The sequence below is a fragment of the Clostridium budayi genome (genome assembly GCF_055396605.1).
On record NZ_AP042456.1, the window covers coordinates 2,822,719 to 2,844,300 of the forward strand.

The following is a 21,582-nucleotide window of genomic DNA, read 5'->3' on the forward strand; positions in this document are numbered from 1 at the left end:
AACAGTGCTTTTAAAAGCACTGTTTTTTTATTTAAATTTCAATCTTATCTAAAGCTCTATCTAAATCTGCTATTATATCCTCTACTCGTTCAATCCCTACTGAAAATCTTATTAAATCAGGAGCTACCCCAGCAGCTCTTTGTTCATCTTCATTTAATTGATTATGAGTAGTTGTTGCTGGATGTAACAATGAAGTTCTTGCATCTCCTAAATGAACAACAAGTGCAACTAACTTTAATTCTTTCATTAAAGTTTTAGCTGCAGGGATACCTCCCTTTACTCCAAATGTTAAAATTCCACTTGCTCCTCCATTTAGGTATTTTTGTGCCTTTTCATACTCTGCACTACCTTCTAAGTAAGGATAATTAACCCAAGTTATTTTTGGATGATTACTAAGCCACTTGGCTATATCTAATGCATTTTTTGAATGCCTTTCCATTCTAAGTTCTAACGTTTCTAATCCTAGATTTGTTAAATATGCATTAAACGGAGTTTGAATTCCTCCTAAATCTCTTATAAGTGTTACTCTTAATTTTGTTATATAAGCAGCTTCTTTAAATGTCTTTACATAGCTTAATCCATGATAACTTGGATCTGGCTCTACAAATTCATTAAATTTACCATTATCCCAATTAAAGTTTCCACCATCTACAATAATTCCACCTAATGCTTGTGCATGACCATCTGCATATTTTGAAGTTGAGTGTATAACAATATTTGCTCCTAATTTTAATGGATTGCAATGAATAGGTGTTGCTACAGTGTTATCAACTATAAAAGGTACATCTAATTTCTTTGCTACTTTTGAAAACTTATCAAAATCTAATATATTAAGTCCTGGATTTCCTATAGTTTCGCCATATATAATCTTTGTATTTTCATTCGCCGCTTTAATAATATTATCTTCACTATCATCAGGATCAACGAAGGTTACATCAATCCCCATCTTCTTTAAATTAACCTTAAATAGATTTACAGTTCCACCATACAATGTTGATGCAGAAACTATATGGTCACCAGCCTTACAAATATTTAATATTGCAGTCAACGCTGCTGCCTGTCCACTAGAAGTTGCAACTGCCCCAACTCCACCTTCTAGTAATGCAAACTTTTCTTCTAATGCTGAAACTGTTGGATTAGATATTCTTGAATAAAGATGACCTTCATTCTCAAGATTAAATAATCCTTCAACAAAATCTGGATCATCATACTTGTAAGTTGTACTTTGATAAATAGGAAGTACTCTAGGCTCTCCATTACCTGGATTATAGCCTCCTTGTACGCATATAGTTCCCTTTTTAAATTCTCTTTTCATAAATTTTGCCCCCTTAATTTTTATTATTTATTATTTATTACTTATCTCTATCTTCTTATCCTCCGTTATTATTGAATCTATTTTAATATCATGTTCTTCACTAGGAACTTTATCTAATACTTGAAATTCATAAGCTAATGCTATTTTCTTAGCATCAATTTTATTACTGCTTAAAAATTTATCATAATATCCTCCACCATATCCTAGTCTATTCCCTTGTTTATCAAAAGCTAATCCTGGCATTACAATTAAACCTAAATTATCAACATTAAAGTTACTCTTATCCCCAATTGGTTCTAATATTCCATAACTACTTGTGACTAAATTCTCTAAACTGTTGATTTTTATAAATACCATCTCTTTTTTTATAACCTTAGGTACATATACTTCCTTTCCATCCTTAAGTGCATCTTCTATTAATATTTTCGTATTTATTTCAGAACCAAATCCAATATAAATAAAAAATTCCTTTGCCTCTTTATATTCTTTAGTATCTTTTAACTTTTCTATTATTTTTTTATCTTTAATTGCTTTTTCCATGCAATCTAGCTCATCTCTCTTTTTTATTATCTCTTTTCTAAGTTCTTTTTTCATATTTAAATCATCACCCTTTGTTTATATATAAAATTAAAGCACTAGAGAACAAATCTCTAGTGCTTAATTCACTAAATTCTTTATTCTCTTATCTATCAGTTTAACAAACCGCAGGATTTAGCACCACATATTAAATACTAAATATAAGTTCTTAATATAGGTTGCTGGGTTTCATAGGGCCAGTCCCTCCACCACTCTTAATAAGATTTATTTAATTTTATCTTCCTATAACAATCTCACCTTTTTTAATAACGCATGCATTTTCTTCTGTTATAACATAACGCTCTAAGTACTTATCAAAGATTTTGCTTGTTTCTTTCAAATAGAATTCATTTAAATCTACTTCAAATTCCACTTCACATCCTTGTATTGGGCAGAAATAAACTACTTCATCTTCATAATTTTCTAGCATAAAGTTAAGTATTTTAGAATCTAAAGTTTCACTAACAACTAAGTATGCAACTTCCATTCCTTTTTTCTTATGAATTAATGAGAATATATTTGCATTTATATCAGTATTATTTTCTTTAACCTTTACTATATACTTATTCTCATAGAACTTAATTATAGCTTTCTCTTTATTTTCATATTTATTTTCATCTGTAGTTTCTATCTTATGCTGAACTTCATGATTATATTCTGAAATTAATCTAATTAATTCACTATATTCAATATCAGATCCCTTTAACTCTGAAGTATCCTTAACTACAACAGTTTTCTCTACTATTTTTTCTACTTCATTAACATCTTTTTCTAACTCATTTATTTCTGTAGCTACAGAAACATTTTCTATAGAATTATTATTTAATTCTAAGTCGCTGTCTCCTTCGTTTCCAGTAGTGCTTTCTCCTGAAACTTCTTTTGCTAATTCTTGAACATTAGCCCATATATTATCTATATCTTTACTTTGAAGAGTAACATCTTCATCTTCTTCTGAAACTTCTATATCTTCTATTATATCTTTTGACATATCTATTTCTACTATATTATCTTCATCAATAGAAACTTCTAAAAGTTCTATATCATCATCATAATCTAATATATCTTCTACTTGATCTTCATCATCCATTAATTCTTTAAGTATATCTTTTTGTAGTTCTTCTTCATAAATTTCAGTTTCACTCTTTAAAGATACAACATCACCTTCTATTTTAAATTTTGGTGATTCAGATATAGCTTTTAAGACTTCGTCTTTATTCATTTTTGGAAACCACGTAAATACAATATTAATCTTCATCTGCTTTAAACCTACTAACATAAGTTCAAGCTTATTTAACATATCTTGAATGTTTTGCATACCTTGCACCCCTCACAAATTCATATTATTCCCATAGTTATGTCACATACTACTATTTTATATCAATGTGGTAAAATTTACAATATATTTTAATTTATTATAAATTTTTCGTTTATACACTTCTATTTTCCACCCTTTTTACTTGATATATTATTCTTACAACTAATAGTATAAATACAAACATAATTACTACTTCTAATATATAAATATTAATATTTTTAAAAACGAAAATAATGCTAATTAAAATTATTTTACTTATTTTATTATATATTAGCTAATACATATATTATCTTTCTAAAATAAAAAAGTGCACTCTTTTATTAAGAGTGCACATAATTAACATTTATATTTTATCAACTACCTTATCACGTAAGTTTTCAAGATCTTCAATTATAACCTTAATAACTTCTAGTTTTGCTTTTGCAAAATCGTTATCTGGTAGCCATTCTAACCCCATATTTAAACACTTTTCAGTTTCTTTGTATTCATTTAATAATCCTATTATTTCTTCCTTCATAAATTTCTCTCCTTTTAACTTTTCTTTCTGATACCATATACCCTCTAATTATAGGGGATTATTATTCAATACTTTCCAAAATAATTAATCTTATTCAACAGTTACAGATTTAGCTAAGTTTCTAGGCTTGTCTATATCAAATCCCTTAAAGCTTGCAACATAATAAGCTAATAGTTGTAATTCTACTGCTGCAAGGATTGGTGCAAACATATCATTAGCTTCTGGTATAAATATAGCCTTATCTAACACACCTTGAGCTTTTTCCTTTGATTTAAATGTAATACCAAAGTTTTTTGCTCCTCTTGATTTGATTTCAACAACATTACTAATCATCTTATCCATTAAGTCGCTTTGAGTTAAAACTGAAATAACTTTTGTTCCTTCTTCAATTAAAGCTATTGGTCCATGCTTTAATTCCCCTCCAGCATAAGCTTCTGAATGAATATATGAAATTTCTTTTAGTTTTAATGATCCTTCAAGTGCTAAAGCAAAGTCCATACCTCTTCCTAAGAAGAATATGTCATCTTCATCTTTAACTTCTTCTGCAATAGCTTTAATACCTTCTTGATCTTTTAAAACTTCTTCTATTTTTTCTGGAATTAATAATAGTTCTTTCTTTAATTCTTCAATTTCTTCTTTGCTTACCTTTCCAAGTAACTCTGCAAAATACATTGCAATTGTATGCATTATAACTACTTGAGTTGTATAAGCTTTTGTTGATGCAACTGAAATTTCAGGACCTGCCATTGTATATATAACATAGTCAGCTTCTCTTGAAATTGTACTTCCAACAACATTTGTAACAGCTAAAGTCTTAGCTCCAATTTTGTTGCAATCTCTTAAAACAGCTAATGTATCTGCTGTTTCCCCTGATTGACTTAATACAATAACAAGTGATTTTTCAGTTACTAATGGATTTCTATATCTAAATTCTGATGCTATATCAACTTCAACAGGTATTCTTGCAAGCTTTTCTATTGAGTATTTACCCATAAGTCCTGCATGATATGCTGTTCCACAAGCTACCATATATATTCTATCAATACCTTGTAATTCTTCTTTTGATATTTTAAAGTCATCAAATACTATGTCGTGTTCCATTGACACTCTTGAAGTCATAGTATCTCTTATAGCTTTTGGCTGTTCGTGTATTTCTTTTAACATAAATGAATCAAATCCACCCTTTTCAGCTGCATCTTCATTCCATGTTACATTAAATACTTCTTTATCTATATCATTACCGTTTTCATCAACAAGCTTTACTCCTTCACTTGTCATGATAACAAATTCATCGTCTTCTAAAAGATATACGTTTCTAGTGTAATTTAAAACTGCTGGTATATCTGAAGCTATAAAGTTCTCATCTTCCTTTAATCCAACTATTAATGGACTATCATGTCTTACAGCAATAAGCTTGTCTGGTTCATGATTAGAAATAACTCCAATTGCAAAACTTCCCTGTAATTCCTTTGATGCCTTAACTACTGCTTCAAATAAATCTCCTTTATAGTAATATTCTATAAGGTTTGGAATAACCTCAGTATCTGTTTCAGAAACAAAAGTACATCCTTTTTCTTTTAAGAAATCTCTAAGTTCAATATAATTTTCTATTATTCCATTATGAACAACAGCTATATCTCCTTTTGAACTTAAATGTGGATGTGAATTAATGTCAGATGGTTCTCCATGAGTTGCCCATCTAGTGTGTCCAATTCCAATGTTTCCATTCATAGGATTTTTATCTAAGCTTTCTTCTAAATTAGCTAAACGACCTTTTTGCTTTCTAACATTTATAACATCATCTATTAATACAGCAACTCCTGCTGAATCATAACCTCTATACTCAAGCTTTGATAATCCTTCTACTAAAAAATCTGTTGCCTTTCCTTTACCAACATATCCTACTATTCCGCACATAAAATTTCTTCCTTCCTTTTGCTCGTATAATCATATTTAGTTTTTTCCTCTTTAAGATTTTCTCCTAGCTAAAGTAAAAATAGGCATAATAATCCTAGGACTATAAAAACCTTAAAATGAAGGTTTTAACACCAGATTGGATTTGTACTACGAATCGCTCCATAGTTTTGCCAATCGTTAACGGTAGTGCGATACCGTGGGGCACCCGCCGAAAAGTTCGATAACTCCCAACCTCGTCAACTTAAGTGAGCCTCCAAATCTTCGATTTGGCTTAGGCGAACTTACTCAGAGAGAATGTAATGATCTCTAAGTTTCCTATCTTCTCCTCCAAATCTTTGATTTGCTTTAGGCGCTCTTAAGTTCTGGCGCTTTTAATTTTTTAATTCTATTGTCTCTATAGTATTCACTTCCTTTTTCTTGTACTTTATACCTTCGTACTAATTTTATCACAATTTTTAAGTTTGTCTATCTTTTTTCAATACAACATAATCAGAAATTACAATATACTACATATTATTCCACAAAATTATTTTTTGCTAATTAATCTAATCTTTTTTTCTCTACTCATTTTTTTGATTTCATATTCTCTTTTCATAGCTTGGACTTTAGTTTCATATTCCTCAAAATAAACTAATTCTAATGGTCTCCTTCCTCTAGTATACTTAGCTCCCTTTCCTTCTTCGTGGTTTTTAAATCTTTTTTCTAAATCATTTGTCCATCCAGTATAAAGAGAATTATCATTACACTTTATAATATATACATAATTCATATTTACCTACTCCATAAATTAAATTCATATAATATATTATCATATAAACCATTTACATTTTATTAAAATTTTTATATAAATTAACTATTTATTAAATTAATATAAAAACTTTAAAATTTAATAGCAATAAAGCTTGTTTTTTGTATAAAATAGTATTACAATATAAAAACAATTAGTCGTCTAATTAATTTGCGAAAGGAGATTTTTTTATGAAATTAGATGAAGAATTTTCTTTTCACCGTCTTTTAGGTGAAGTTGTTAGATTACATTTTTCTTTAAGTCATTCTAATTTAGAAAAAGAAGGCTTATATCCAGGACAACCCCCTCTGTTGTATGCTTTGCATCATCATGGAGGATTAAGTCAAAAGGACATTGCAAGTAAACTTAACCTAAAACCTGCAACTATTACTGTAATGATAAAAAGGCTTGAAAAATCTGGGTTTATAATAAAAACTCCTGATGAAAAAGATCAAAGAGTTTCAAGAATTTATTTAACGGATAAAGGGACAAAAGCATGTGGAGCTTTAAAATCTATAGTTAATGAAATAGATAGTATTTGTTTAAATAATTTCTCTAAGGAAGAATTAGAAAACTTAAGTTTTTTACTTAATAAAGTAAAAATTAATCTTGAAAAGCACAAAAATGAAATTGACTAAGGAGTGATAACTGTATGCTAAAGCTTTTTAAGCACTTAAAGCCATATTCTAAGCAATTAACATTCATACTTATATTGCTATTTATTCAAACTATGGCTCAACTATACTTGCCAACACTACTATCTGAAATAGTAGATACCGGTATAATAAATGGAGATGTTAACTACATTTTAAAAATCGGTGGTTTAATGATACTTGTTGCATTTATCGGTAGTATTGCTACAATTTTTGCAAGCTTTGTCTCATCAAAAGTCGCAATGGGATTTGGTAGAGATATAAGAAGAAAAATATTTACTAAAGCAGAATCTTTTTCTCTAGGAGAATTTGATAAAGTAGGTACTGCTTCACTTATTACAAGAACAACTAATGACGTTAACCAAGTTCAACAAGTTCTTATAATGATTCTTAGAATGATGGTTACTGCCCCACTTACTTGTATAGGTGGTATTATAATGGCAATATCTGTTGATAAAGATTTATCATTAATACTATTATTTTCAATGCCACTTGTATTAATAGCTATTGGCTTAATCGGTAAAAAGGGTATGCCAAGATTTAAAGCTATGCAAGTTAAACTTGATAAAATAAACAAAATTTTAAGAGAAAATTTAACTGGTATTAGAGTTATTAGAGCTTTCAACAAACAAAAGTTTGAAGTAAAAAGATTTGAAGAAGCTAATAATGATTTTACTGAAAATGCAATAAAGGTAAATAAGATAATTGCTTTATTAATGCCTATTTTGATGCTTATACTAAATGTAACTTCTGTTGCAATTCTTTGGTTTGGTGCTAAAAGAATAGATGTTAATGCTATGGAAGTTGGTAATCTTATGGCATTTTTACAATATGTAATGCAAATAATGTTCTCACTTATTATGGTAAGTATGTTATTTATAATGATTCCAAGAGCTTCTGCTTCAGCTGATAGAATAAATGAAGTTTTATCTATAAATCCTGAAATAGTAGATAAAAAACCTACTAATGATAAAACTATTAAAAAAGGATATGTTAAGTTTGAAAATGTATCATTCTTCTATCCTGGTGCTGAAAGTCCTGCAATAAGCAATGTTTCTTTTGAAACAAAACCTGGAGAGACTACAGCTATTATTGGGGGAACTGGATCTGGTAAATCAACAATATTAAATCTTCTTGAAAGATTTTATGATGCTTCAGAAGGTAGAATATTAGTTGATGATATTGATATTAAAGATATGTCTCAACAATCTTTGAGAGAAAAAATAGGATTTGTACCTCAAAAAGCAGTATTATTCTCAGGTACAATTGCAGAAAACTTAAGATATGGTAAAGAAGATGCTACTGCTGAGGATTTAGTTCATGCATCAAAAATTGCCCAAGCCTATGATTTTATTTCTGAAAAGGAAAATAATTTTGATTCCATAGTCGAGCAAGGTGGTAAGAACTTCTCAGGTGGTCAAAAGCAACGTTTAGCAATAGCTCGTGCATTAATTAGAAAGCCTGAAATCTACGTATTTGATGATAGTTTCTCAGCATTAGACTTTAAAACTGACTCAAAACTTAGAGCAGCTCTTAAGAGTGAAACTAAAGAATCAGCTGTAATTATAGTAGCTCAAAGAGTAAGTACTATTATGGATGCTGATAGAATTCTTGTTCTAGACGATGGTAATGTCGTTGGTATTGGAACTCATAAAGAGCTTCTTAACAACTGTGCAATTTATAAAGAAATTGCCTCATCACAACTTTCAGAGGAGGAACTTTCAAATGAGCATGGCAAATAATAAAAAAGGTTCAGCTCCAATGGGTGGCAACAGAGGCGGTCATGGAGTTGTAATCGGTGGTGAAAAAGCAAAAAACTTTAAAGGCTCTGCTAAGAGACTTTTAACATACTTAAAACCAAATTCAGGTAAACTTATAGCTGTTATATTTATGGCTATAATAAGTACTGCCTTTACAGTATTTAGTCCTAGATTACTTGGAGACACAATTAATGTAATACTAGAAGGTATGATTGCAAAATTTAGAGGAATACCTGGAGCTTCAATAGATTTTCATGAGCTTACTAAATATATATTCTTACTTCTAGGCTTCTATATTCTAAGTGCATTATTTATGTACCTACAACAATATATTATGGCAGGCGTTGCACAATCTACTGTTAGAGATATGAGACGTGATGTTGATGAGAAGTTAAATAGACTTCCTATTAAATATTTTGATTCTAATTCCAAAGGTGATATATTAAGTAGAGTTACAAATGACGTAGATAATATAAGTAGTACTCTTCAACAAAGTTTAACTCAGCTTATATCAGCAGTTGTAACTATGGTTGGTATTACAATAATGATGCTTACTATAAGTCCACTTTTAACTTTAATTTGTATAATCACTCTTCCAGTTTGTGTTATTGCAACTAGACCTATTATTGGTAAGTCACAAAAGTTCTTCTTCAATCAACAAAAACAACTTGGTGAGCTTAACGGACATGTTGAAGAAGTTTATACTGGTCATACTGTTATAAAAGCTTTTGGACATGAAAAGAAAGCTATAAAAGAATTTGATGAAATAAATGAAAATTTATATGCTTCAGCTTGGAAAGCACAATTCATGTCAGGACTTATAATGCCACTTATGCAATTTATAAATAATATTGGTTATGTAATTATTGCAGTTGTTGGTGGTATATTAGTTACTAAAAACAAACTTAGCGTTGGGTATATTCAATCATTTATACAATATTCAAGACAATTTACACAAATGGTTAACCAAACAGCTAATATAGCAAATATTCTTCAATCAACTATGGCTTCTGCTGAAAGAGTATTTGAAGTTTTAGATGAAGAAGAAGTTATTCCAGACCCTGCAAACCCTATTACACTTGAAAATGCTCAAGGAACAGTTAAATTTAATAATGTTCAATTTGGATATAATAAAGATCAATTATTAATAGAAGATATGAACGTTACAGCTAAAACTGGTCAAACTGTTGCAATAGTTGGTCCTACAGGAGCTGGTAAAACAACTCTTATAAATCTTATGATGAGATTCTACGAATTAAATGGTGGGGATATCACATTTGATGGTATTGATATTACTAAATTCTCTCGTGAATATTTAAGAAGTATGTTTGGTATGGTTCTTCAAGATACTTGGTTATTTAACGGTAGCATTAAAGATAATATAGCTTACGGAAAAGAAAATGCTACTTTTGAAGAAGTTGTAGAAGCTGCTAAGGCTGCTCATGCTGACCACTTTATAAGAACATTACCTGATGGTTATGATACTATATTAAATGAAGAAGCTTCTAATATTTCTCAAGGCCAAAAGCAACTTTTAACTATTGCTAGAGCAATACTTGCTAATCCAAGAGTTTTAATCCTTGATGAAGCTACAAGTTCTGTTGATACAAGAACTGAAAGTTATATTCAGAATGCTATGACAAGACTTATGGAAGGTAGAACTAACTTCGTAATTGCTCATAGATTATCAACAATCAAAGATGCAGATTTAATTTTAGTAATGAATCATGGTAATGTTATAGAACAAGGAAATCATGAAGAATTACTTAAGAAGAATGGATTCTACGCAGATCTTTATAACAGTCAATTTGCTCATGAAGATGAAGCAACTGCTTAAAATATTTTTATACAAAAGGACTACTGATAAAATATCAGTAGTCCTTTCTTTTTTAGTTTATTATATATTTCCATTTATAAAAATCCATACTTCTACAGTTTTTTGCATAAATATTTAATTTTCATTTTAAGCTATCTTTAAAATTGTAAAGTAAGCAATATTTTCTTCACTATCTACTTCAATTCTCTCATCATTACTTAACCTTATTGATATAGTAGATCCAGCTTTTAGTGTTACTATACTATCATAGTACACTCCTTGTCCTTCGGATACTTTTATAATATTTCCTCTATTGTTTCCACCTATTCCATCTATTATAATGCTATCTATAAATGTTTCAATTGGTATGAACATATAGAAAGTTATTCTGTACACTCCATCATATATTATATTTAATTGATCATTTTCCTTACTGTGTGATACTCCTACTTCGGCATTTACTATATCTCCAAATAAATTTAAACAACTTGAAGTTTCTGGTGTAGCTTCAATGCTACCACGTTTAACATATGCTCCATAAGCATATAATTGTGCTACTCCAGTTGGTCCCATTGGTCCTACAGGACCTTGTATTCCTGCTGGTCCTTCTGGTCCCATTAAACCTTGTGCTCCTGATTTACCTTGTGGTCCTACTGGTCCTTGTGGTCCTACTTCGCCTCGTTCTCCTGGTCTACCTTGTGGACCTGTTGTTCCAGCTGCTGAAACTAATAAATAGTCTTCTGATGTTATAGGCATTCCTACTGGGCTATCTTTCAAAGCTACATAGCTACTTCCGTTATAAACTACAACTTGTCCTTCTAGATATTTTGAGGCCTCTTTCGCATTAAATATTTTTACTCCTAAGAATCCTAATCCTGTTGCTCCTCGTGGCCCCTGTTCTCCCTGTGGTCCTGTTGCCCCTGTTGCTCCTGTTGGACCTATCTCACCTCTTAATCCCTGTGGACCTGTATCACCTTTTTCACCTTTCGTTCCTTGGAATCCTCTTGGACCGGTTGGTCCTATTGGTCCTTGTATACCTTGTGGTCCTTCTGGTCCTACACTGCCTTCTGGTCCTTGTACTCCTGGAGGTCCTTGTATACCTTGTGGACCCTGTTCCCCTTTTAAACCTATTGGTCCAGTCTTACCTTGTGGTCCTTGTTCTCCCCTAGGTCCTTGAGGTCCTACTATGCCTCTTAGACTTTGTTGATATTCTTCTCTATGTGAATATACAATACTTTCATCATCTTCAATGCATATATACGGTGCTACTCTTGTGTTTATTGAATCAAATGTAGCCATTCCTCTTAGATTGCCCGGTAAAACATATATTAAAATAGTACTGATTTCATTAAGATCTTCATAGAAAATATCAGTAAAATCTATACTAATATATTCTTCCGCATCTTCGCAATATAGTTCCTTTCTCACTATAAATTCTTTAACTTGCTGATCATTACAATCTTTTGCTACAAATTTAAAATCAGCACAAAATTCTCTTGTATTTTTTAATCCCTTAAATCGAATTAATAAACTAGCCTCTCTTACTAATTCAAACTCTCTATTACTAATATTAAATTCTAATAAAAAACTATATTTTTTTGATTTATCATTATATTTATCATATAAATTGCAAATACATAAAATATCACTACTTGATTTTAAATACCCATCAACATATTGTTTTGTATATTCCGGAATAATTTTATATTTCATTTAATATACTCCTTTTCATATGCTATCTCTACTTACCATTATATTAAGGAGGCTTCAATTAATTTACAATTTTATATAAAAATTTAGTCAAGTTTAGTAAAATAATATCTAAACTTGACTTTTCAATTAAAATACAACTACTTCTGTATTGTTTATGGCTTTATCTATTAATTCTTCAATTTTTAAATTTTCTTCTGATTTTCTTATCTCTTTTAATCTAGGTTTTGTTTTTGGATGCTTTGGAACAAATATTGTACAACAATCTTCATATGGAAGTATTGATGTTTCAAATGTTCCAATATTTCTTGCAATATCCATTATATCTTCTTTATCCATTGCTATAAGTGGTCTAAATACTGGTCTATCTGCACAATCAGAACTTACAACAAGTCCTTCCATTGTTTGACTTGCAACTTGACCTATACTTTCTCCACTAGAAACTGATTGTATACCTTCATTTTCAGCTACTTTACAAGCAACTCTCATCATGAATCTTCTCATAATAATTGTAAGTTCATCTTCTGGGCAGTTATTTATAATCTCCATTTGAATATCAGTAAATGGTACTATAAATAATCTAACCTTTTCAGTATATCCACTTAAAATTTTAGCAAGTTCTTTTACCTTATCTTTAGCTCTTTCTGATGTATATGGATGACTATGATAATATATACAATTTAATTCTACTCCACGTCTTGCCATTAGATATCCTGCAACTGGAGAATCTATTCCTCCAGATAACATAAGCATTGTACTTCCATTCATTCCATATGGAAGTCCTCCTACACCTTTTACTTTATCGCTACTTGTATAAACGTAGGCATTTTCTCTTATTTCAACTTTAACTAGACATTCTGGATTTTTTACATCAACTGAAAGCTCACCCTCATAATTTTTTAATACATAAGCCCCAATCTCTCTTGAGATCTCTATTGATGTTTTATCAAATACCTTATTAGCTCTATTTGTATCAATTTTAAATGTTTTAGGTTTAACTTCTTGTACTTTTCTTAATGCCTCTTCTTTAATAGCATCTAAATTTCTTTCAACTTCTGTTACTATAGAAACTTCTGAAACTCCAAATACCTTTCTTATTCTTTCTATTCCTTCATCTAAATCATCTATTTTTATAAAATATCTATTTTGATCATTTATTATTTCAAAATCTAATCCCTTTAATTTTTTCTTTATGTTATCTCTTAGTCTTTTTTCAAACTTATTTTTGTTTAAACCTTTTAAAAATATCTCTGATGCATATTTAATTAATATTAGTTTTCTCATTTTTTAATCCTCCTTAAAAAAGTCAATGACCCTTTTAGTACTTCTATTACCTTATCTATCTCTTCTTTAGTATTTTCTTCTGAGAAAGAAAATCTTATGGCACCTATTGCTTCATCATCACATAATCCCATTGCTTTTATTACATAACTTCCATTTGCAATATTAGTTTTAGATGTGCATGCAGAACCTGTTGATACATATATTCCTTCAGCTTCTAAAAGGTGTAATATTACCTCAGCTCTAACTCCAATAAAAGATACGTTTAAGATATATGGGGAATGGAACTCATCATCTACACTATTTATTCGTATATTATCTATTTCTCCTAATCTTTCTATCATGTATCTTTTTATTTCTAATACTTTTTCATAATTTTCTCCCCTATGTTCATTTGATATCTCACAAGCTTTTTCTAAAGCCATTATTCCTGGAACATTTTGAGTTCCTGCTCTAACGCCTTTCTCTTGCTCTCCACCATGAATAAGAGATGTTAAATTAATTCCTTTTTTTAAATATAAAAATCCAGTTCCCTTTGGTCCATGGAACTTATGTCCAGTTACAGTAAGTGCATCTATCTTCATTTTCTTTACATCAATTTTAAATTTTCCATATCCCTGTACTGCATCAACATGGAATTTAGCTCTACTACTTTTCTCTTTTATTAAGTTCCCTATTCTTTCTAAATTTTGTATAGAACCTATTTCATTATTAACAAACATTATAGAAACTAAAACTGTGTCTTTACATATTGAATCTCTTAATTCTTCTAAAGAAATCATTCCATTTTTATCAATATTTAAATATGTAACTTTAACACCTAACTTTTCAAGTTCTTCATATACTTTCAAAACAGAATGATGTTCAAACTTAGTCGTAATAACATGATGATTAGGCTTTGCTATTCCTTTTATAACTAAATTATTTCCTTCACTTGCACCTGAAGTAAAATATATTTCATCTCTTGATGCATTTATAGTTTTTGCTATAGTTTCTCTACTTTTATTAAGCATTCTTTCTGCCTCAATACCAAGCTTATGTAATGAAGATGGATTTCCATAATATTTTCTCATTCCATCTGCCATAACATTAATAACTTCTTCATAAGGTTTTGTTGTTGCAGAATTATCTAAATAAATCTCCACTCAATATCCCTCCTCTTTGTTATTATTCACTTTATTTTTCATTATATTTGTATAAATCAAATATAAAGTGCTTATAACATTTTAATTCTTACTATTTCTATAAGAATACTAAGAATTTTATCTTTTATATAATATCAATTTTTTCTTGATTTTAAAAGTTTTATTTATAATTTTCTTTATTTCTCTAATATACAAAAATAAAAGCTAGTCTTTTTTGACTAGCTAATCTTTACTTTATAAATCATTATATTTTAAATTTAATATGCTTTTTTCATTTAATAAATTGCTTGAATCCTTATTGGTAACCTTTACATATGAATTCTCAGTTTCTTTATTTTCATTTCCTAGCTCTACTCTAATATAAGTATCATAATACTTTTCTGAATCTATATTTATATTATCTTTTTTAATTACTATAAATTGAAATTCACTACCCTTTTTTATCTTATACGGATATTTTATATTTTCAACAGGTATTTTTTCTCCATCTACCATTATATAAATATTATAATACTCTTTTAATTCATCTAGATATTTACTTTCTATTTTATTTAAATATACATCTTCATCAGGTAAAAAGTATAATTTTGATTTTCCATTATCACTTTCACTGCTTCTTAATTCCATTTTCAATTCTCCTGATTGATTTTTATATGGATTCAATGTTATTTCTCCTAAATCTACATCATAATTTTTATCTCTATCAATTATAATAGCTCTAGTTAATGTAACTGGTCCATTATCATTTATATATTTTTCAAAATCATCATCCATATTTAAACAATATCTTAAAAGCTTATATTTATTTTTCGTACCTTCACTGTTATAGGCGCTCATATAATAAGTTTTATTTATTTCAGGAAATTCTATAGTTATATGCTCTACTCCATCATTAAAAAACCATTGACTTTCTACTTGTAAATCAATATTATTTTCCTTTATCATTTCTATAGTTAACGTATCATTAAAGAATATCTCTGAATACTTTTTGATAGCTATTGGATTATCTATTTTACTTATTAAATAATAAGCCAAATTTACACAAACTATTATACCTGTAATAATTGACAGTATTATCTGTCTTTTAGTTAACTTCATTAAGCTCTCCCCCCGCTAAATTTAATAAAATTAATAACATTCCTGAAGTAAAAATCGCAAATGCAATTAGTAACCCATTTGCCATTTGAATTATTGTTCCCTGATTAAAGTTAAGCATAATAGATGTAAGTGACATATAAAGCATAGTCTTTGTAAATTCTAATTTCCATAATGTTTTAGCTTTGTTACTTAAATCTTCTTTGTTATATTTTATTCCTTCATTTTCAATTCCCTTGCATATAGAATAAGTAACAAATAGTCCTACAATAGCGCTAAAAATATTTATTGCAAATGAGTATCTAGCTCCCATTTCTACTGAAATACCTATATTAAATATTCCTACTGCTGCTAATATATAGCTTGCATTTACTCCTCTTTTAAAAATCTTTTCATTAGTTGAAAGTTTAGTTAAAGCAAGTCCTATAATTATGTATCCAATAAAATCCGGTAATATATCTACACTTTTATATCCCATATTAATATTAAAATGTAGAACTATTAATAAATATCCCCAAAACATTTTTTTATAATATTTACCCATTACTTTCCCCCTTATAATATATTCTTAGTTATATTATGAAGCATAAAACATACTTTTCCAATATATTGTAAGTAATTAAGCTTAAATTTAATAAAAGAGTATAGAAAATAATATATATCTTCTATACTCTTTCTTATATTCTATTCCTTAATATCAATGTATACAGGATGATCTAATAAATTTATCTCTTCTGAATATACTCCTTCTGTTTCAAATACAGTTATAGTATTTTTTCCTTCTTTTAAGAAATCTCTAGGAATATATAAATATCCATGCGGTCCTACATTCCAGAACCTTCCTATATTAATTCCATTTACAAAAGCAACACCTTTTCCAAAGCTTCTAGTATCCAAGAATGTATCATTTACATCTGATATTTCTACTTCATATTCATAAAATGCTGGTGTATTTTCCTTCCACTCACTTTCATAATTAATTGACTCTATATCTTTAAGCTCTAAGCTATATATATCCCAATCTGATTGGAAATGAATATCTATTTTTAATCCACCTCTAATTCCTTTATACTGTTCAGGATTTTGTAGTCTTTCACCATAATTTACACGTCCCATATTCTCTACAAGAATGTCTATTTTGTTATTTCCTTCTTTTAGATTTAATACAAACTCTCCATCAAAATCCTTTTTATAAGCAGTAAAAATCTTCTCTCCATTTAAGAAAACATGAGCTCTATCACTTACTCTAACTAGTCTTGCTTTAACATCTCTTCCTTCTGATTTAATGTTAGTACTGTATAATATATATCCATAATATTGGTCTAATTCTTCCATTGGTACTGTATATTTATATCTATGCTTTTCACTTATGTTATCTAATGTATTCATAAGTGATACTTTATTAGATAATTTAAATGTTCCATAAGCTTTTTTAGTTGGTACTTTAGGCTCATTGAATTCCCAATTCTTTATTTTAGTCTTTAGCATATCTTGAACTTTAAAGTATTTATCTGTAGGATCTCCCCATTCTGTAAGAAGTGCATCATAATCATATGATGTTACTTGTGGTAAATCATTATTTAAACGTGCTGAACATCCATTCATAAATCCAAAATTAGTCCCACCTTGGAACATATAGAAATTGAAACTTCCCATATCATATAATTTTTCAACTTCATTTGCTACATCTTGTCCATCACGTCTTATAATTTTTTCGTTATATCTATTAAACCAGCCATCCCAAAATTCCATACACATTAGAGGATATTCTTTATTATTTTTACTCATAAATGTTTTAAGTTCATTAAAGTTCTCTTCTGTTTTTGAACCAAAATTAGCTGTTGGCATAATATCATTTTCTATTAAACTACCAGCCTCTAAAGCTTCTTGCCATCCACCATCTGATGTAAATAACGGAACAGTAACTCCATATTTTCTCATTAAATCTGCAACCATATTTAAATAATCTTTATCATTACCATATGAGCCATATTCATTTTCAACTTGCATCATTAAAATGTTACCGCCATGATCAATTTGATATGGAACAACCATAGGAATAAGTTCTTTATAATAATTTTCAACCTTTTCTATAAAATCAGGATCACTAGTTCTAAATCTAATATCCTTATATTTTAACAGCCATCCAGGCAATCCACCAAATTCCCATTCAGCACATATATAAGGAGTTGGTCTTAAAATAACATAAAGTCCAAGTTTTTTTGCTACATCTAAGAAACCTAATAAATTTGCATTACCTTCAAAATACATTGTGCCTTCTTCAGGTTCATGTATATTCCAAGGTACATAAGTTTCTACAGTATTACACCCTAAAGCTTTTAAGTTATATAGACTATCTTCCCAATGGCTTTCAGAAATACGGAAATAGTGTATAGCTCCAGATATTATCTTAAATTCTTCTCCATCTAATAAAAACTCTTTAGAAATTTCAAACTTTCTCAAAATAACTCCTCCTAAAATTATAGAGATTAGGTAATATGCCCAATCTCTATATTAAATAGATCATCTATTAAATTTTACTTATGACTAATCCTCGTCATCTTCTAATACAGATAATATTTTTTCATTTACATATATAACATTATTTTGACCATTAGCTACATATTCAGATTTAACTCCAATAAGACTATCATTAACATAGCTTATTACCATAGGCATATTCATACCTGCATATAGATCAAATTTTTCTCCACTTAATATCTTTTTAGATGCAATATTACATGGTGTTCCACCAAATAAATCAGCAAAAATTGTAATATCTCCTTCTAATTCATTTAATATAGTATCTAATTTTGATCTAAACTCACTTTCTCCTTCTTGTGGCAATAAACATACTGTATGTATATTTTCTTGTGGCCCAACAATCATTTCAACACTTTTTAAAAGTTCCTCAGCAAAACGTCCATGGCTAATTAATATTAAATTTGACATATAATACCTCCCAAAATTCTATAACAAAGTAGCTTTATAAATAATGTGCTAAATAAATAAATTTATTTAGCACATTTAAAATAATATTATTTAATTACATTTTTCCGATTATTCCTAAAGCTGATAATATAATAGATCCGATAATAACTAGGAATATAACTCTTGTTGAGTTCATACTCTTCTTACCTAATAACCAGTAGATTATTCCTACTAATGTAAGTGGAACTAATCTAGGTAAAATTAAATCTAATTTATCTTGAATATTAACAGACAAATCTCCTAATTGAGCAACATAAGTTATTTTAGTATTAACCATTGTTGCAACTAAAGCACCTACTACGAATACACCTAGTAAAGTAGCTGCATTTGTTAATGCATTTAATTTGTGTTGTAATTTAGTTACTAAAACTACCCCTTCTTTATAAGCTAGTTTAAGTTGTGACCATCTAAATGCCATTATTCCGATACATACAGCAACCCATAAGAATACTCCGATAGGGCTACCTTCAATAGCCATATTTGCTGCTATTGCACCCATTATTGCAGGAACTAAAGCTCCAAAGATAGCATCACCAATTGCTGCAAAAGGTCCCATAAGTCCTGACTTAATACCAGCTACAGTTTCTTTTGATTTTACTCCTTCTTTTTCTTCTATAGCTAAATCTATACCTGTAATAATAGTATTGAAGAAGTTACTTGTATTAAAGAATTGATTGTGCATTTTCATCATTTCTTTAAGCTCATCAGTATTATCTCCATACATTTTTCTTAATTGAGGTAATATCATCCATAGGTAACCTGAACTTTGCATACGTTCATAGTTCCATCCTAATTGGTTTGCAAATAAATTTCTTTTATTTATTTGTCTAAAATCCGCATCAGTTAATTTATAATTAGATTTCATCGTCATCTATCTCACCATCCTCAACACTTGATACACTTTCAGTAACTACTTTTTGGTCTACAGAACTTCTCTTATATTCCATCATAGCTAAACTTAATCCAATAAGTGCTATTGCTAACATTGGAAGACCTGTAAAGCTACCAACAAATTCTCCATTTGAAAGAGTTGATAATCCGCCTCCAATTGCTGAAATATTTCCATATACAGTTGTTAAAAGCGCTGTTACGATAAATCCTAAAATTAAATATGCAATATGTTTTTTTGCTGGTAAGTATCTTAAAAGTATTGCAAAACCTACTGCTGGTAATAATGCACCTGCTACTGATAATCCATTACTTAACCATACTAAGTTAGTATTCATAAAGTCTACAACTTTTTCTACGAAAGGACCACCAAATGCTAATGCTAAGCATACTGGAATACCTCTTGATAATCCCCAAGGAATTGCACCTAATAGATAGTTAATAGTAATCTTCTTATATTCGTGATTTTCTATATTCTTATCTATTCTATGAACAAAGTATGTGTTTGCAAATCTTGCTAATATATCAGTTTGAATCATTAAACTTGCTACTGGTACTGCAATTGCAGATATAGCTAGTTCTGGATCCATTCCTAATCCTACAGAGAATGCTGTTGCTAAAACAGTACCTGAGTTAGCATCAATACGAGATGCTCCTCCGAATGTACCAACCCCTAGAACAGTTAATTGCATACTACCACCAATTAATAACCCTGTTGTTAAGTCTCCCATTACAAGTCCAGTAAATAACCCTGCAAAAACTGGAGAACCTGCACTCGAATTTATTGTTAATTCATCAAGCAATTGATAACAAGCATATAGTGTTAATAACGTTATTTGCCACCATTGAATCATAATCATTTTCCTCCCACATTATAATATTGTTTTAATAATTTATTACTTTAATAATTTCATAAAATCACTTTCTGGTTCACTAGGTACCATTCTTGCTGTTAATTTAATTCCTTTTTTATTAAGTTCTTCAAATATCTTAACGTCATAATCAGTTACATTTATTGATTTACTTAATGATCTTGTTTCCTCAGTTTGGGACATATTACCTACATTTATTGATTTAATAGGAACTCCAAGTTCTATTAATTTAAGTAATACATCTGGTTTTCTTGCGATTAAAAATACTTTTTGTGAGTTATATTTTCCTGCATTAATATTTGCTGCAGCTTTTTCAATTGGTAAAACACTTAATTTAACACCTGCAGGACATGCTAATTTTAGCCCAGCTTTTTCGATATCGTTTTCAGCAACGCTATTATCAACCACCATTATTCTTGTAATCCCTAATTGTGTTGTCCATAAATTAGCAACTTGTCCATGAATTAATCTTCCGTCTATTCTTACTGCTTCAATAGCCATATACTCTACACCCCTTTAATATATAAAAATCTAAAAATAACAGCTCGTACAATTATTTCTTATTAATAATTTAGTGGGATATAAATATATCTTTTTAATTATAATAACTTTAAAAAATATTTCTTATATGATTCCTAGTTCTGTAGACATATTATATCCAATTTTAATGTTGAATCTGTATGAAATTTCATTTATTTTGATGAGGTAATTACCACCTATTTAGATTTTCTCATCTTTTATATTTTTTGTCAATATTTTCTTGTATATTTTTTGAATTTTTTTTAAATATTTTAATACAACTTTTTTTTAGATTTACTTTATTCCAATCTTTCTAGTAATTCTTATTTTAGATCTCACCTCCTATTTATCAGGTAATTACCACTAATGATATATTTTTATTATTTTTGTAATTTTAATTACATTTATTTATATTTTCATACATT

At 29.1% G+C, this 21,582-nt stretch carries 19 protein-coding genes and 1 riboswitch; of the genes, 3 read left to right on the forward strand and 16 right to left on the reverse strand.

The window, feature by feature from the left end; all coding sequences use genetic code 11:
- Nucleotides 1-31: 31 nt before the first annotated feature.
- The 6 genes from ACZ5TJ_RS13655 to ACZ5TJ_RS13680 all read right to left on the reverse strand — a co-directional run bounded on the left by ACZ5TJ_RS13655 (nucleotide 32) and on the right by ACZ5TJ_RS13680 (nucleotide 6,409).
- Entirely contained in the window at nucleotides 32-1,315 is a 1,284-nt protein-coding gene (locus ACZ5TJ_RS13655) for an O-acetylhomoserine aminocarboxypropyltransferase/cysteine synthase family protein (protein WP_464200410.1), read from the reverse strand.
- Nucleotides 1,316-1,345: 30 nt separating this feature from the next.
- Nucleotides 1,346-1,909, reverse strand: a complete 564-nt coding sequence (locus tag ACZ5TJ_RS13660; protein ID WP_464200411.1) for a 5-formyltetrahydrofolate cyclo-ligase — start codon at nucleotides 1,907-1,909, stop codon at nucleotides 1,346-1,348.
- Between the two features lie 85 nt (nucleotides 1,910-1,994).
- A riboswitch (SAM riboswitch) is annotated at nucleotides 1,995-2,116 on the reverse strand.
- Between the two features lie 10 nt (nucleotides 2,117-2,126).
- Nucleotides 2,127-3,206 (reverse strand): hypothetical protein, encoded by a 1,080-nt coding sequence (locus ACZ5TJ_RS13665; RefSeq protein ID WP_464200412.1) that lies wholly within the window; start codon nucleotides 3,204-3,206, stop codon nucleotides 2,127-2,129.
- A gap of 343 nt (nucleotides 3,207-3,549) precedes the next feature.
- On the reverse strand, nucleotides 3,550-3,723 hold the full coding sequence (locus ACZ5TJ_RS13670; RefSeq protein ID WP_464200413.1) for a hypothetical protein: 174 nt from the start codon (nucleotides 3,721-3,723) through the stop codon (nucleotides 3,550-3,552).
- Between the two features lie 90 nt (nucleotides 3,724-3,813).
- Entirely contained in the window at nucleotides 3,814-5,640 is a 1,827-nt protein-coding gene (gene glmS / locus ACZ5TJ_RS13675; RefSeq protein ID WP_464200414.1) for a glutamine--fructose-6-phosphate transaminase (isomerizing), read from the reverse strand.
- A 526-nt stretch (nucleotides 5,641-6,166) separates the two neighbouring features.
- Nucleotides 6,167-6,409, reverse strand: a complete 243-nt coding sequence (locus ACZ5TJ_RS13680) for a GIY-YIG nuclease family protein (RefSeq protein WP_464200415.1) — start codon at nucleotides 6,407-6,409, stop codon at nucleotides 6,167-6,169.
- A gap of 209 nt (nucleotides 6,410-6,618) precedes the next feature.
- Here ACZ5TJ_RS13680 and ACZ5TJ_RS13685 point away from each other — a divergent pair, with 209 nt between their 5' ends.
- From ACZ5TJ_RS13685 to ACZ5TJ_RS13695, 3 genes are read left to right on the forward strand one after another with little or no spacing between them, the layout of a single operon-like run.
- Nucleotides 6,619-7,065, forward strand: coding sequence for a MarR family winged helix-turn-helix transcriptional regulator (locus tag ACZ5TJ_RS13685; RefSeq protein WP_464200416.1), 447 nt, complete (start codon nucleotides 6,619-6,621; stop codon nucleotides 7,063-7,065).
- Between the two features lie 14 nt (nucleotides 7,066-7,079).
- Nucleotides 7,080-8,822, forward strand: coding sequence for an ABC transporter ATP-binding protein (locus tag ACZ5TJ_RS13690; RefSeq protein ID WP_464200417.1), 1,743 nt, complete (start codon nucleotides 7,080-7,082; stop codon nucleotides 8,820-8,822).
- Nucleotides 8,812-10,677, forward strand: coding sequence for an ABC transporter ATP-binding protein (locus tag ACZ5TJ_RS13695; RefSeq protein ID WP_464202339.1), 1,866 nt, complete (start codon nucleotides 8,812-8,814; stop codon nucleotides 10,675-10,677). Before ACZ5TJ_RS13690 ends, ACZ5TJ_RS13695 begins: the two co-directional genes overlap by 11 nt.
- A 126-nt stretch (nucleotides 10,678-10,803) precedes the next feature.
- On the opposite strand, the gene ACZ5TJ_RS13700 is transcribed toward ACZ5TJ_RS13695, so the two are convergent.
- From ACZ5TJ_RS13700 to ACZ5TJ_RS13745, 10 genes are all read right to left on the reverse strand, one after another.
- Complete coding sequence (locus tag ACZ5TJ_RS13700; protein WP_464200418.1) at nucleotides 10,804-12,369, reverse strand: collagen-like domain-containing protein; 1,566 nt, start codon at nucleotides 12,367-12,369, stop codon at nucleotides 10,804-10,806.
- 126 nt (nucleotides 12,370-12,495) lie between these two features.
- Nucleotides 12,496-13,650 carry a tRNA uracil 4-sulfurtransferase ThiI gene (gene thiI / locus ACZ5TJ_RS13705; protein WP_464200419.1) on the reverse strand — a complete coding sequence of 385 codons (1,155 nt, stop codon included), beginning with the start codon at nucleotides 13,648-13,650 and terminating at the stop codon, nucleotides 12,496-12,498.
- Nucleotides 13,647-14,792 carry a cysteine desulfurase family protein gene (locus tag ACZ5TJ_RS13710; RefSeq protein WP_464200420.1) on the reverse strand — a complete coding sequence of 382 codons (1,146 nt, stop codon included), beginning with the start codon at nucleotides 14,790-14,792 and terminating at the stop codon, nucleotides 13,647-13,649. The genes thiI and ACZ5TJ_RS13710 overlap by 4 nt, the downstream gene beginning before the upstream one ends.
- Nucleotides 14,793-15,026: 234 nt before the next feature.
- Nucleotides 15,027-15,890 (reverse strand): hypothetical protein, encoded by an 864-nt coding sequence (locus tag ACZ5TJ_RS13715; RefSeq protein WP_464200421.1) that lies wholly within the window; start codon nucleotides 15,888-15,890, stop codon nucleotides 15,027-15,029.
- Entirely contained in the window at nucleotides 15,877-16,431 is a 555-nt protein-coding gene (locus ACZ5TJ_RS13720; RefSeq protein ID WP_464200422.1) for a hypothetical protein, read from the reverse strand. The genes ACZ5TJ_RS13715 and ACZ5TJ_RS13720 overlap by 14 nt, the downstream gene beginning before the upstream one ends.
- A 140-nt stretch (nucleotides 16,432-16,571) precedes the next feature.
- Entirely contained in the window at nucleotides 16,572-18,350 is a 1,779-nt protein-coding gene (locus ACZ5TJ_RS13725; protein ID WP_464200423.1) for a glycoside hydrolase family 35 protein, read from the reverse strand.
- An 84-nt stretch (nucleotides 18,351-18,434) separates the two neighbouring features.
- Nucleotides 18,435-18,839 carry a PTS sugar transporter subunit IIA gene (locus tag ACZ5TJ_RS13730; protein WP_464200424.1) on the reverse strand — a complete coding sequence of 135 codons (405 nt, stop codon included), beginning with the start codon at nucleotides 18,837-18,839 and terminating at the stop codon, nucleotides 18,435-18,437.
- A 94-nt stretch (nucleotides 18,840-18,933) separates the two neighbouring features.
- Nucleotides 18,934-19,749, reverse strand: a complete 816-nt coding sequence (locus ACZ5TJ_RS13735; RefSeq protein WP_055208419.1) for a PTS system mannose/fructose/sorbose family transporter subunit IID — start codon at nucleotides 19,747-19,749, stop codon at nucleotides 18,934-18,936.
- On the reverse strand, nucleotides 19,733-20,620 hold the full coding sequence (locus tag ACZ5TJ_RS13740) for a PTS mannose/fructose/sorbose/N-acetylgalactosamine transporter subunit IIC (RefSeq protein ID WP_464200425.1): 888 nt from the start codon (nucleotides 20,618-20,620) through the stop codon (nucleotides 19,733-19,735). The genes ACZ5TJ_RS13735 and ACZ5TJ_RS13740 overlap by 17 nt, the downstream gene beginning before the upstream one ends.
- 42 nt (nucleotides 20,621-20,662) lie before the next feature.
- A complete protein-coding gene (locus tag ACZ5TJ_RS13745) occupies nucleotides 20,663-21,139 on the reverse strand; it encodes a PTS sugar transporter subunit IIB (RefSeq protein WP_464200426.1) in 477 nt (158 codons plus the stop codon).
- Nucleotides 21,140-21,582: the final 443 nt, after the last annotated feature.

What these genes read in the sequence shown, in the direction of transcription:
- ACZ5TJ_RS13740 (WP_464200425.1), bottom strand. Translation starts at nt 20,620, where the DNA reads ATGATTCAATGGTGGCAAATAACGTTATTAACACTATATGCTTGTTAT.
- ACZ5TJ_RS13730 (WP_464200424.1), bottom strand. Translation starts at nt 18,839, where the DNA reads ATGTCAAATTTAATATTAATTAGCCATGGACGTTTTGCTGAGGAACTT.
- ACZ5TJ_RS13745 (WP_464200426.1), bottom strand. Translation starts at nt 21,139, where the DNA reads ATGGCTATTGAAGCAGTAAGAATAGACGGAAGATTAATTCATGGACAA.
- ACZ5TJ_RS13665 (WP_464200412.1), bottom strand. Translation starts at nt 3,206, where the DNA reads ATGCAAAACATTCAAGATATGTTAAATAAGCTTGAACTTATGTTAGTA.
- ACZ5TJ_RS13695 (WP_464202339.1), top strand. Translation starts at nt 8,812, where the DNA reads ATGGCAAATAATAAAAAAGGTTCAGCTCCAATGGGTGGCAACAGAGGC.
- ACZ5TJ_RS13655 (WP_464200410.1), bottom strand. Translation starts at nt 1,315, where the DNA reads ATGAAAAGAGAATTTAAAAAGGGAACTATATGCGTACAAGGAGGCTAT.
- ACZ5TJ_RS13660 (WP_464200411.1), bottom strand. Translation starts at nt 1,909, where the DNA reads ATGAAAAAAGAACTTAGAAAAGAGATAATAAAAAAGAGAGATGAGCTA.
- ACZ5TJ_RS13700 (WP_464200418.1), bottom strand. Translation starts at nt 12,369, where the DNA reads ATGAAATATAAAATTATTCCGGAATATACAAAACAATATGTTGATGGG.
- glmS (WP_464200414.1), bottom strand. Translation starts at nt 5,640, where the DNA reads ATGTGCGGAATAGTAGGATATGTTGGTAAAGGAAAGGCAACAGATTTT.
- ACZ5TJ_RS13690 (WP_464200417.1), top strand. Translation starts at nt 7,080, where the DNA reads ATGCTAAAGCTTTTTAAGCACTTAAAGCCATATTCTAAGCAATTAACA.
- ACZ5TJ_RS13720 (WP_464200422.1), bottom strand. Translation starts at nt 16,431, where the DNA reads ATGGGTAAATATTATAAAAAAATGTTTTGGGGATATTTATTAATAGTT.
- ACZ5TJ_RS13715 (WP_464200421.1), bottom strand. Translation starts at nt 15,890, where the DNA reads ATGAAGTTAACTAAAAGACAGATAATACTGTCAATTATTACAGGTATA.
- ACZ5TJ_RS13670 (WP_464200413.1), bottom strand. Translation starts at nt 3,723, where the DNA reads ATGAAGGAAGAAATAATAGGATTATTAAATGAATACAAAGAAACTGAA.
- ACZ5TJ_RS13735 (WP_055208419.1), bottom strand. Translation starts at nt 19,749, where the DNA reads ATGACGATGAAATCTAATTATAAATTAACTGATGCGGATTTTAGACAA.
- ACZ5TJ_RS13680 (WP_464200415.1), bottom strand. Translation starts at nt 6,409, where the DNA reads ATGAATTATGTATATATTATAAAGTGTAATGATAATTCTCTTTATACT.
- thiI (WP_464200419.1), bottom strand. Translation starts at nt 13,650, where the DNA reads ATGAGAAAACTAATATTAATTAAATATGCATCAGAGATATTTTTAAAA.
- ACZ5TJ_RS13685 (WP_464200416.1), top strand. Translation starts at nt 6,619, where the DNA reads ATGAAATTAGATGAAGAATTTTCTTTTCACCGTCTTTTAGGTGAAGTT.